Annotated in this window: 10 protein-coding genes; all 10 read left to right on the forward strand. The window is 42.7% G+C overall.

The features are described 5' to 3' along the window. Positions 1 to 3 precede the first annotated feature (3 nt). The 10 genes from AC1DU2_RS08135 (at position 4) to AC1DU2_RS08180 (ending at position 12,990) form a co-directional block, all read left to right on the forward strand. Entirely contained in the window at positions 4 to 2,076 is a 2,073-nt protein-coding gene (locus AC1DU2_RS08135) for a hypothetical protein (RefSeq protein WP_477383663.1), read from the forward strand. A gap of 152 nt (positions 2,077 to 2,228) precedes the next feature. Then, positions 2,229 to 4,307, forward strand: a complete 2,079-nt coding sequence (locus AC1DU2_RS08140; RefSeq protein WP_477383664.1) for a hypothetical protein — start codon at positions 2,229 to 2,231, stop codon at positions 4,305 to 4,307. Next, positions 4,304 to 5,155 (forward strand): hypothetical protein, encoded by an 852-nt coding sequence (locus tag AC1DU2_RS08145; protein ID WP_477383665.1) that lies wholly within the window; start codon positions 4,304 to 4,306, stop codon positions 5,153 to 5,155. The genes AC1DU2_RS08140 and AC1DU2_RS08145 overlap by 4 nt, the downstream gene beginning before the upstream one ends. Before the next feature lie 293 nt (positions 5,156 to 5,448). Continuing rightward, on the forward strand, positions 5,449 to 7,848 hold the full coding sequence (locus tag AC1DU2_RS08150) for a zinc ribbon domain-containing protein (protein WP_477383666.1): 2,400 nt from the start codon (positions 5,449 to 5,451) through the stop codon (positions 7,846 to 7,848). Between the two features lie 100 nt (positions 7,849 to 7,948). Beyond that, positions 7,949 to 8,197, forward strand: coding sequence for a hypothetical protein (locus AC1DU2_RS08155; protein WP_477383667.1), 249 nt, complete (start codon positions 7,949 to 7,951; stop codon positions 8,195 to 8,197). Between the two features lie 59 nt (positions 8,198 to 8,256). Beyond that, entirely contained in the window at positions 8,257 to 8,796 is a 540-nt protein-coding gene (locus AC1DU2_RS08160) for a DUF6934 family protein (RefSeq protein ID WP_477383668.1), read from the forward strand. A gap of 16 nt (positions 8,797 to 8,812) precedes the next feature. Further along, complete coding sequence (locus tag AC1DU2_RS08165; RefSeq protein WP_477383669.1) at positions 8,813 to 8,971, forward strand: hypothetical protein; 159 nt, start codon at positions 8,813 to 8,815, stop codon at positions 8,969 to 8,971. 685 nt (positions 8,972 to 9,656) lie between these two features. Continuing rightward, entirely contained in the window at positions 9,657 to 10,853 is a 1,197-nt protein-coding gene (locus tag AC1DU2_RS08170) for a head maturation protease, ClpP-related (protein ID WP_477383670.1), read from the forward strand. 177 nt (positions 10,854 to 11,030) lie between these two features. Further along, positions 11,031 to 12,239 carry a hypothetical protein gene (locus tag AC1DU2_RS08175; protein ID WP_477383671.1) on the forward strand — a complete coding sequence of 403 codons (1,209 nt, stop codon included), beginning with the start codon at positions 11,031 to 11,033 and terminating at the stop codon, positions 12,237 to 12,239. Between the two features lie 163 nt (positions 12,240 to 12,402). Beyond that, a complete protein-coding gene (locus AC1DU2_RS08180; RefSeq protein WP_147058272.1) occupies positions 12,403 to 12,990 on the forward strand; it encodes a hypothetical protein in 588 nt (195 codons plus the stop codon). Positions 12,991 to 13,096: the final 106 nt, after the last annotated feature.

A 13,096-nucleotide genomic window follows, 5' to 3' on the forward strand; every position in this document is an offset into this window, starting at 1 on the left:
AATATGGCAATAGTAGCAAACATCACCATTACCAACACCACCAGCCCCAGCGACGACCAGGTTTATGGCGACGCCCACATTTTTTTAACAGATTCTGAAACCAATCAGCCCGTTAATGGCAATAATGTTGTTGTAACCTTTACCCAAAATATAAACGGCAGCATATCTACCAGGTCGGTAACCATACCCGGGCAAAGCATCAAAATATTTGGCGGGCTAATTGCCGATAAAATAACCGGTTACTTTGTTACTTTCAGTACGCCGCAGCTGGGCTCCGTACCCGATCCCGAGCCACCGGTAAACACCTGCGACCTGAAGATCAATTTTATCCACATAGATAAGCCCGAATCGGCGCCAGGGGCAGCCGATGCCCAGGTAACAGTTAATGCATCGTCAACCTACGGTCCTATCCTATACAGTACCGACGCTGGTACCACGTGGCAAACCGGGGCTACGTTTACAAACCTTAGCGGGGGTATATTCGCAATCGAAGTTAAAGATAGCAACAGTTTGGGCTGTACGGCCTATGGTTCGGTAAATATCCCTACCCTATCCGATCTGCTGATCGGCGATCCATCAGTAACCATCGGCGGCAATACCTCCCGCTGGAACGCGGCGTTTAATCCCGTGGTGTTCAATTATCAGCGTAAAGATTTTAGCGTATCGGCCGTTACCGTTAATTCCGAAGCCGGCTACGCCTGCATCACCCTAAACACAAACCTAACCAACCTTGCCGGCGATTACCTGGTAAAAACCGGCGACAAAATTTACATCAACGCGGGCTTTTACCAGGGCATTTATGAAATAGTAAAACCCTATACGTATAACCAGTTGGTGATTAAAACACCATTTGTTGGCGATGCAACTGGTTTTATCAACATTAACAATTTGCGGCCTTATTACAAGGTAATTACCCAAATAACCTATATAGATAAACTCACCGGCCGCCAGGAAACCATCACTTCAAATAACCGGCCCGATGGAACGGGATTGGTAAAGGCCGACCTATCCAACTTTTTGCAAAGCCTTTTATTACCCATCGATAACAGCGATTATACCCAAACCAATTTTCGCGACGACAACCTGAGCGCCAGCTACCAGGTACAATATGCCCAACACTGGGACGATGGCACAACCGACGGCCATACATCAACATTTGTAAACTTAACAAACCGCTATTATGTTGTTTATGCCGCAAAACAATTAGGCGAACGCTACGCCGGCAACCTGGCTGCATATGTTCCTTTTGCCCAGGTTAATGATGCTAATCAACGCGCCCGTTGGATAACCGACTTTGCCGAACCCGCCTACTCTATAGGGTATCCTTTTGATATTGGTTTTATTTACAGCGAAGAGATGGTTGGCCGGCAATTATATTGCGAAATAACCCTGCTAAATATTAACCGCCAGCCCTTAGCCGGCGGAACCGAGGTAAGCAGCCTGCTTAACGAAGATGGCACATGGCTGTTAAACCAGGATGGCAGCAAATACATCATTGCCGGGCAAAACCAGGTAAGCTTTCCTGTCCCCGGCCAGTTGGGCTTAAACCGGGTGATGATTAATAACAGCTTCCCGCGCGAGGCATTTTATTTTAACCTCACCCTTAAGTATGACGATGAGCATGGCACACATACCGTTACCCAAACACAAACAATAAGGATAGATGACGCGGTTGACGACCAATCGGTTTACCTGCGCTGGATAGGATTGAGCGGTTCATGGAACTATTACCGTTTTGTTTTTAACCAGGAGCTCAGCCTCGACGTACAAAATGCCACCATCATCAAAAACTACGTACACGATTGGGAAAACCAGCAGGGTATTGAAGAAGTGATCAGCAAAACCGCAGGCCAAAAAATGAAAGTAATGGCCGAAGACCTTTCGGTAGCTGATATCAAAGGCCTCCAATCCATCAAGTACTCGCCCAAAGTACAAATGCTAATCAACAAAAACCCGGTTAAATGGCAAACCATCGTCATCAATACCGCCACCTTCAGCGAATACGAAACCCGCAACGGCCAGGCCCCTTTCAGCATCACGTTTAATATGCCGTCTATCAATATACAAACGCAGTGAGTGTGAGTAGTGAGTAGTGAAATTTCAGATTTAAAATCCACAACGGTACAGCACATCCAATGACTAATGACAGCGAAGCGAAATGACCAATGACGAGCATAGCGACAATGACCAATAAACTAATGAACCAGTGAACTAATGAACTAATAAAGATGAACCAACTACAATTATATATAAACGATCAACTGGCCGATCTGAGCGACGACAGCCCTATTGCGCTTACCTTCCAGATCAACAACCTGGCCGAGGTAAAAAATCAGCAGGGCAATACCAGCAACCAGTTTAAGCTGCCGCTAACCCAGCGTAACCGGCAAATATTAGGTTTCCCGGATGATGTGGCTTTTACTACTGCCCTGCCCTACAGTTACTACGATGCCCGTATTATACAGGATGGGCTGGAGATTGTGCCCTACGGCATTGTCCAGCTAAACACCATCGAACAAAATACAGCCAGCATAACTGTGCTAAGCGGTAATGTTGATTTTTTTGATTCCATTGAAGGCAAGATGTATGATATGGGCGATAGCACAACGCCCTATGGCATTAACAAACCGTTTGATACCTATCAGCACAAGTGGAATGTAGAGAATGTTGTGGCATCGCAAATAAAAACCAATGGCTGGATATGGCCGGTTGTTGATTATGGCAACCTCGTTTACAATTTTGCAGGCGATAACGAGATTAACGTACGGAATTTAAGGCCCGGCTTTTTTATTAAAACGGCTATTGATATGATGCTGGCAGCCAATGGCTATAAGGGTACAGGATCACTATTAAGCAACCCGGTTTACCCGCTGCTTATAGCCCAGTTCAGCAACGATAATTTTGTACATGGTGCCGATTACCAAAACCAACCCGCCACCAATGGCAGTATTGTTTATAATGGTTTAAATATCAATGTATCGAGGGCAAAAAATTCAGGGTTACAGCCTGGCGGCGAAATCGGCTTTAGCAATATCCAATCCGACCCTAACAGCCATTATGCTAACAACAGGTACACCGCAAAGGAGATTATTACTGTTGAAGCTGCACTTACCATCCCCACATTCTATTTTTATGGCCGGGCCTCGGGCGATCATAAAAGCAGTGTAGATATCAGCATTGTTTTGGATACCCCAGGCTTGCCAAGGCAATATTTAGCAACCACTATTTTTGATTTTAACGACGGTTACGATTCCCCAAGAGATAGCGGCAGTGGCGGATCAATCCAAGCCCACAAAACCTATTTAAACACAGCAATAAAAGCTACCGATATTGAAATGGGGGTTGGCCAGCAGTTATTAGTCGAGTACGATTTTCACGGCGACGCACCTTACAATTTCATCATTTACGCCGGGGCTACATTTTCAATTACAGCCCAAAATGAAACGGTATTATACGGCCAGGAAATTCAATGTGAAAGGATCTTCCCGGATATTAGTCAAAAAGATTTATTGAAAGACACTTTACAACGATTTGGCGTTATTTGCCAAACCGATAATACAACCCGCACCATCAATTTTGCATCCTTCAAGGATATTGTGGGCAATATTCCTAACGCCAAAAACTGGACCTGCAAATGCCTCGACCAGGGTAAAACCGTAAGCTTTCAGCTGGGTGGCTACGCACAGGTAAACAACATGAAATACAAAACCGACGATAATGTACTGCCCAAAAGCTTTGCCGATGCCCAGATAAAAGTAGCCGATAAAACCCTGCCCGCCACTGCCGATTTATTTGAAAGCCAGTTTGCCCCCACCCTTAACCGGCCTTATATTGGCGGCACAGTAGCCCAGATAAAAATGATTGACGATACATCCGACGATAACAGCTTCAGCATCGGCGTTACACCCCGGATATTGGTTGATTCCAAAGTACGGCTGGCAGGCAAAACCATCAAATTTACCGATGGCGATGCAGCCAACGATATGTTTGTGAACGACTTTATATCGGCTCCCTATTTTTACAAGCCCGATGGCGAACACAACCTATGCTTTACCGATATGCAGGGCAACGGCCAGGGCAAAATGCTACCGGGTTTAAAAACCCTGTATTATCCCGAACTGGAAAAAATACTACAGCAAACCAAAAAGGTAGTGCGCTATTTTTTACTTACGCCGCGCGACATCCTGGATCTTGACCTGCTGATACCCGTTTACCTGGAGCAGGATAGCTGCTATTACTACATCAATAAAATTGACAGCTGGCGCAAGGGACAGCCAACTAAGGTGGAATTGGTGAAGCTGGGATGATACTAAAAATAAATTTGCTGGCTTATTTGCAACAAACAAATGTGTTGATTATTTTTACCAATAAAATTAGCAACCTAAAACAATATCATATGGGACTGTTTGGCAATAACAACTTAACTGATGAGATAGTAGAATTAGAATGGACCCAGCAGAATACTAACTGGGGACAAAGAGTAAGCAATTTTGGCTTCGGGAGGATGATGACTTTATTATTAATTGCAGTTGTTGGTGCTTTTTGTATCTGGATGGTCAATAATCAAATAGAATTAACTTGGGACAAAGTAAAGGTAAATGATAAATTATATGCATCTGAGTTCTTCATTACAGATACTGCTGGTAGAACTATCCCACTAAAAAGAATGATAAGACCTATAAATCAATCTGATATAGATACGATGAATATATCATTGCTCGAAAAAAGAAAGATGTCGGCCCAATTAGATACAAGCAATACAGAGCAACGGATAGCTGATTTAAGTGATATAATTATACCACAGGATAGCATTTTTAAATATGGGACTGCATTCGTAGGAACTTTTTTATCAAAAGACAGTACTACCAAAACTTTTGAGGGAAATATGGCCAATAAAATTTATGCGATAATACCTAATAACCAGCTTGTTAAAACCGGGTACGAGCAAAAAATCCCCAAAGGTTATATATTGGCAAATAATTATTATTACGTAAATCCGGAAGATGTGAGGTTAGAGGAACCTAACGCACTCAAAGATCATAAAACGCCAGCTGTAAAAACTGCTATACCTTCTACAACAGACAGTTCTAAAGCTAACAATCAGCCTGTTCCTCCGGTAAAACATCATAAACACAGGCATAAAATCAATTCATGATCTACGGCATGATATTACTACTTGTACGCTCCGGTTCTGACTTGCTATAACTTCAGTAGCTTATATCCCAACCGGTGGTTGCTCTTAATAGGAATTAGTCCACTATTGGAAGTATCTTATTTTCAAAGGTCGACAGCATTAAAGTGGTTGTGAGAGTGGATCAGCACCATCGCATAAAACCTGCTTTTTAGTTTGTTAAAGCGAGCCGGTATCGACAACTTAAACATTGCGAATATTAAACTCAGATTCACGACGAAGTCAACTATGCCAATAAACATATTAAACATATAATTATGCCAGAAAAAATAAATAAGCAGCTCGTATCGGACGTAAATACAAGCACCGATCAACTTAAAAACCAGGTAATTGAAATAAACAAATCATTGGATGATTTATTAAAGCGCCAAAAAGACCTGGTTGCCGCAGGCGAAAAAAGCGGAAAGGCTTACCAGGATGTGGCGGCGCAAGTTCGGCTTGCAAAAGATTCAATAAAGGAAATTACAGCACAGATTGACCAAAATACCAAGTCGCTTAATCTGTCTAAAGATTCCTTACAGCAGAATAAAGGTTTTTTGCAGTCCTTAATGGCGCAATACGACGAACTAAGTAAGAGCCAGGGTAATAATTCAAAAGAAGCCAAGGCATTAAACATTCAAATTGGTACACTTAATAACACAATAGCTGATCAAGAAGAGAAATTAGAAAAAAGCCGAAAAGTATTTGATGCGCACAAAAGCACTAATGAAGCCTTAAAATCTTCACTTGAAAAACTTGTTAAAGTATCAGGCGATTTTGGGCCGAGTTTAAAAGAGGTGTCCGAAGGTTTCGAGTCGTTAAAAAGCGGGCTTGAAACAGTAAAAACTGGTTTTACAAGCGTTGGCGGCGCTATAAAGACAACAGGTTTTGGCTTATTAGTTCTTGTTTTACAATCGCTCTTCGATTACTTTACAAAAAATACCGAAGGTATAAAAAAGTTCAGGGGATTATTGGCCGGATTAGGGGTCGTGGTTGAAAAGGTAAAAAAAGTATTTGATTCAGTTAAAGAAGTAATTGTTAATGCGTTGTTTAATCCAGGTAAAACAATAAAATCGCTGTGGGACGGAATAGTAACCAATCTGGCCAATCGTTTTAAAGCATTAGGTGTTATTTTCGACGGGCTATTCAATCATTTCAGTTTAAAGAAAATTGCAGACGGTGTTATTCAATTAGGGTCGGGCATAACAAATGCTACCGATAAAATTTCTGATGGCTTAAAAAAAGTAAAAGAGTTTGCAAAAGATACTACTGATGAAATTGCAAAAGCTTATAAAAAAGCTCACGATACTCCTGTGCCTAAAAACGTTGTCTCTATTGGGAAAAAATCGCCAAGTGATTCTGGAAAAAAAGACAACACACAAGATGAAAACTTTAATAATATACAGAAAACCCACCAGGACTTTCTTATAATACAAATACAACAGACAGCAAACGCGATTGCCGCAAAAGCCCAATTATTACATGACGGGTACGAAAAAGAGCAGGCCGATTTAAAACGACTTTTTGACAGCAAACTCATCAACCAAGAGCAATACCAACAGGAAAGTACCCAACTGCAAGAAAAATATCACATCGGCATTGGCGAAATTACCAAACGCACAAGCGCCGAAGAACTGGAAAAAGTTCAAAAACAAGCAAAAGAACTTATTGAAGCACAACAACAAAATGAACTTTTAAAAAAGGACCAGCAAGATGTTGATAAGGCCATTCTGCCATGGAACAAGCTTGAGGCCGAGAAGAAGCTAATAACTGATAAATACAATTTTGAAATTCAAAAAGCTGCAGAAGCCGGTAAAGACACTGCCGATTTAAGGGCTGAGTACCAGGCAAAAATTACCGAGGCTACTAAAAAATCGGAGGAGCAACGTAAGGCATTTGCCATTCAGGCCGCCCAGCAAATATCTGCTAAAGCTTTCTCCCTCATCAGCAACAGCATCAAATCATCCAGCGAAGCCAAAATACAGGCTTTAGAAAGTGATAAGGCCAAAGAGTTGACCAACACTAACCTCACCAAAAGCCAGAAAGCAGCCATCGAGGCCAAATACAAAAAGAAAGAAAACGACGAAAAAGTAAAGGCTTTTAAAGCCGAGCAAAAAATGCAAATAGCCCAGGCGGTAATTAACGGTGCCATCGCTGTCACAAAAACCTTGTCGACCATGGCCCTGCCGGCTGCTATTCCGTTTATAGCAGCAGATGTAGCCATGACGGCCATGCAAATAGCCACCATAGCATCGCAAAAGCCGCCAAAATTCGCGCGGGGCGGCCAGTTTATCTCGGATGGCCGGGGCGCATTATTACCGGGTTACAGCCGTACCGATAACACCAACGCATACCTGCGTTCGGGCGAGGCGGTGGTAGTATCCGAAGCCATGCGCAACCCCTGGGCCCGTAACCTGGTGAGCGCCATTAACGTAGCCCACGGCGGTCGTGATTTTTCGGCACCAAACCCGGGCAACGGCTACGCCATCGGCGGCATATTTACCGACGGCGGTAACGCCAACCGCTATTATAACCAACCGGTAAATGATGTAAAAGAACTGGCCAACACGGTAGCCTACCAGATGATCAACAACTTCCCCCCTATTTATGTTGACGTAAAAGATGTTAACAACCAGCAAAACATCCTGGCACAAACGGTGGATAGGGTGAATCTGTAGGCGAAGCCCCCCAACCCCCTGAAGGGGGAGTAATAAAATCTTTTTAATTAATAAATTCTTCATAACTAAAAGCATCCCCTTTAGGGGACGGGAGGGGCTCATGAATATTAAAACAGCAAACACATTATTCGACGATGGCGTATTTTCGGCCATGTACAAGGCGGGGTTTATCACCACTAAAATTTTTGCCTACCGCGAAATTTACCTTTGGGTCCACGCCCAGTTGCAGATCCGTAATATCACCAAGAACCAGGCAGTGCTGGAAGCCGAAGTAAAATTTGGCAAGGATGAGCGGACCATTTGGCGGGCTTTGAATTGTTTTACAGACGACGTAGATACCCATAATTAACTGATATCAAACTGTAAACTAAGGCTTCTGTTAGCTATATTTACGCTACAATTTATTTCATGGCTACTACAGCTTATCATACAGAAGAAACAATATCAAAAAACAGCGTCAAACATTTTTTTATCAGTGAAGGGTACAAAACGATTATCAAGGTTGTTGCTTTTGATGAAGTAGGTACAATGCACAATAAAAGGGTTTTCAACCTTGGATTTGGCGATTATGATGTTGTAAATGACACTGTTGATGATTCATCCAATTCTGATAACGGAGATACTTATAAAGTTTTTCATACGGTGTTGAATACTATACCCAAATTTTTCCAAACATTTAGCGAGGGAATTATAATGGTTGAGGGTAGCGACAGCACTCCGGAATTTGTAGAAAACTGCAAATTAACCTGCAGAAAAAGATGTGGGGACGCTTCCGTTTGTAAAAATCAAAACAGGAGAATAAACGTCTACAGAAATTATGTAAATAAAAACTATGACGATTTAAAAGTATTATACAGTTTTTTTGGAGGTTCAAAAGACAAAAACCTCATTGAACCATATGTTCCGGAGGAGAAATACGACTCAGTATTTGTAATTAAGAATAATTAATGTATAAATTTGTATTATGAAAACTAAAGCAGAAAAACAAGAAAAACTGGTCGAGGTACCGGAATCTGTCTTATTATCTTTAGTTGCAAATAAGTTAAAAGATAAAACGCTATTTCCTGAAAAAGTAAAAAGCGCTAAAAAATATTTAAAGCAAGTTAAATTTAGCGCTCTTTAATTACTTAATTTGAAATTCGACAAAGAATTCCATTTAGATTACTATTCGCTCAAAAAACCAAATTTGATTTACTGACAAACTGCCGTCACCATCAAACTAAACTATTGTACCGATATTTGTATAGTTCAAGTTGTCTGAATCAGAATTTACAGAATTCAAGAATTAACAGACTTTAAAGAATTCGAAAAATTCAACTAATTTGTTTAATTCCGGTTCAGAAGAAAATCAGCTTACTGACAAAGTAGTGTCACCATCGCATTAAAACATTGTTCCGATATTTGTATAGTTCAATCATCTGAACCGGAATTCATCGAATTAAGGAATTAGTAGAATTTTAAAGAAATTCCAAAAATTCAACCAATTCGTTTAATTCCGGTTCAGATAAAAAACCACTGACAAACTACTGTCACCACCCAAACAAAAATTAATCACGACCTTTGAATTATGCCAATAGTCTGAATCAGAATTTTCAGAATTCATGAATCTCCAGAATTTAAAAGGCTCAGATTCAGAAAACCCGATCGCTAATATACCGTCGCAACCAACAAATTAACGTCCAATTACATTTCAATTATGCCAATTGGCATTAAAAACATTAACCGGATTTTATTCTGAAAATTCTAAAATTCTGAACATTCTGATTCAGAAAAAAAATCTCATATCTAACATCTCAAATCTAAAAAAGATGAGCTACAAAATCTACTTATACGATACCGAAACCGATTGCATCGGGTCGGGCAGTTTATCATCGGCATACATACAAACGCAGCTGCAGGAAGCCGCCGGGCAGGACCTGGAAGTGCATATCAGCTCGGTAGGCGGCAGCGCGTTTGATGCCATTGCCATATATGATCTGCTTAAAAAATATCCGGGCAATGTAACCTCCTATATTGATGCCCTGGCCGCTTCGGCTGCCTCTATAGTGGCCATGGGTGGCAAAACCATTGTGATGAGCAAATACGCCCTACTCATGATTCACAAACCCATGGTTGGCAGCGGTGGCAATGCGGATGAACTTTTAAAAGATGTGCAGATGTTGAATGTAGTACAATCGCGCCTGGCGCAAATCTACATGGACAAGTCCGGGTTGGACGGAGTAACAGTAAACAGTTTAATAAACTCCGTCACCTGGATGACTGCCGACCAGGCCCTGGACATGGGCTTTATTGACCAGGTAGAGGATTACAGCCCGGATATTATTAACAGCGCCCTCATTAAAAAATACACCACCACAGCCCCCGCGGTTTACCAGCGATGCATTAACAAAATCTTAAACAATAAAAACAACATGAACATCGAAAACAAAGAACTTATCGAGAAAACCACGTCGGTTTTGGATAAGATTATGAACTTCTTCAAAAAAGTGGTTAACAAGCAAACCATTACCGACAAAGGCACCCTGCACCACGCCGGTGAGTTGGGCGAAGGCACCGAAGTGTACAACGACGAAGACATGAGCGCCCCGGCAGCAACCGACACCTACACCACCGCCGAAGGCAAAAAGATTGACGTTAAAGAAGGCCAGGTGCAAAAAGTAGCCCCCGCGCCCGAAGCCGACCCCGAGGCCGAAGATGAAGACGATGATGTACCAACAAGCAAATTAAACCCGGCAAAAAAAGCTACCGAAATTCAAAACCGCCTACAGCAACTGAAAGCCCGGCTGCATGCCCAAAACGCGCTGTTAACCGAAGCCCGCGCAGCCCTTGAAGAGGCAAGTAACCGCCTGCAAAAAACCCGCACCGAAGTTAAAAACGAAATAAAATCAACCTACAGCCCCGAAGGCTCCAAACGCAGCAACAAAGCAAAAACCGAAACCACACCCTTCTTCGCCCCGCAAAGCGAGTTAGCTAAAAATGCGGTGAAAAGGGCGGTAGCCCCCTAACCCCCTGAAGGGGGAACGATACTTCGCAAATTCATTTTAGTCCTTTTTAATAAAGCTATCCCCAAAAGTTAAAACTATTCCAATCAAAAGCTCCCCCTTTAGGGGGGCTAATCCCTATAATTCAATCACATTAATCAAAAAGCTCCCCCTTTAGGGGGCTGGGGGGCAAACCTTTTTATGGCTCAATTTACATTCACAAACAACACCTATGCCGGCGAAGCGCTGGCCGGGTTCATGGCAAGCACGCTGCTTGAAGCCGACTCAGTAAAGCGTGGATTGCTCACTGTTATTAACGACGTTAAAGCCCGCAAAATAATACTTGATGTGGACGATGACGTAGTACTGCAAGATCCATCGGGTATATTCCACGACCAGGGTACCACCACCCTGCAAACCGAAAGCTACCTTGACCCCGTAGTTTACGAATTTATGAAACAGGAACAATGGGACAAGCTGGCCCAAAGCTGGGAAGCCCAATCCCTTAAACCCGGCGCCTTTATGGATTACGAAGGCATTGTAGACCTATCCGACTTTATGATACAGCGCTATTTAGCCAAAATACAGGTAGCAAACGAGCGCCTGTACTGGCTGGGCAAAGGCTCAACCAAAGAAGCCACCTTTAGCGCCCCGTTCGCCGGCTTATTGCCAACCATAGCTGCAGCATCGGGCGTGTACAAAGTAGGCCTCGGCAAACCAACAACATCTATGAGTGCGACCGCTATCAGTGCTTTTGGCGTGGTTACTGTAGCCGATACATCAACCTTAGCTGATGGCGATGTGGTAACGGTTACCCAGGTTACCGGTACCAGCAAGGATACTACCAATGGAGGGGCAGGCATTGATTTAACAGGCCAGTCGTACTTTATCCAGGTATTAACGTCAACCACGTTTAGGCTGGTGCGCAACTACAACGAGGTTAACAGCCGCAAACCGGCAACATTCCTGAATACCTCATCTGCAGCAACCATCAGCTACATTAACGTAAGCAACGTGTTGCAGGTATTAGGAAGCGTTTACGCCCAGCTTGACCCTGCCGACCGGATCCAGGAAGATTTTAACCTGCAAATTCCGTTACACGTAGGTTATGCCTACGCACAGGCGCAGGCCAACAAAGCGCTGAACGTTATCAACGCCTTTACGGATATGAAGAAAATGGATTACCTGGGTATTCCGCTACAAATCATGAACCACTGGCAGGCCAATACCATCCTTGGCGCCCGCTCATCAAACCTGTTTTTAGGTGTCGATTTGCTGGGCGATGCTTCCGAACTTTCAACCGTTTACATGAAGCCCTACACCAACGATAACGTAGTACGCATGAAAGCCCGCATGAAAGCAGCCGTAAACTTCAAGTTTGCCAACGAGCTGTTTTACTTAAGCGCGTAAGCGCCTGGCAGTATCAAGTAGTTAGTATCAAGTAGCAAGACAGCTGCATTAATTTTTAAGTCCGAAAGTCTTTTGTCGAAAGTCCGGGAGTCAAAGATCTTGATACTTGATACTAACTACTTGATACTAAAAATCAATAATTCAATAATTCAATAATTAATCAATGTCAATTTACAATAAAATAAACGCGGGCTTTAAACTGGGTACAGATGAGCCTGTAACATCGGGGATAGAGGATGTTATTTACATTTTTAACCAGGATGATATCACCCTTACTTATGATGTTACCAATCCCTTAATCATTACCGGCCTGGCAGCGGTAGGCAGCGCCAAAATTTACAAATTTGAGGGTACCAACAATAGCTTTAACACCATGAGCAAGCTTACCAAAACACAGGTGGGACCGCGTTATACCGAAGAGATAGATTTTAATATTGCCGGTTTATCTGTTGATATTAAAGGCCAGCTGATGGCAATGGGCTACGGCCGGTTACGTGCCATAGCAGTTAACAACTACAAATCGAGCGACTCGGCAATTGAACTTTTTGGTGCCGTAAACGGACTGATCCTGACAGATGCCGAACGCAATGCAGCCGACGAAACCCTGGATGGTGGCTACAAACTAAAGTTAACCAATCCCGATAAGTTAAAAGAGCCCTACCCTCCCCGAGCCATCTCTATCGCACCCGAATCAGGTTCTGCAACTTACACAAGCACTATTGCAGCTATCGAGGCGCTGTTGGCTATTTAATTATCGAATTATCGATTGATTGAATTATCGAATGTTGGATTATCGCTGACAGTTAAATTAATACTCCATTTCAAAACCTGCCTTATCAATCAGTAATTCAGTCAAT

Source organism: Mucilaginibacter sp. P4_C11 (assembly GCF_056402115.1).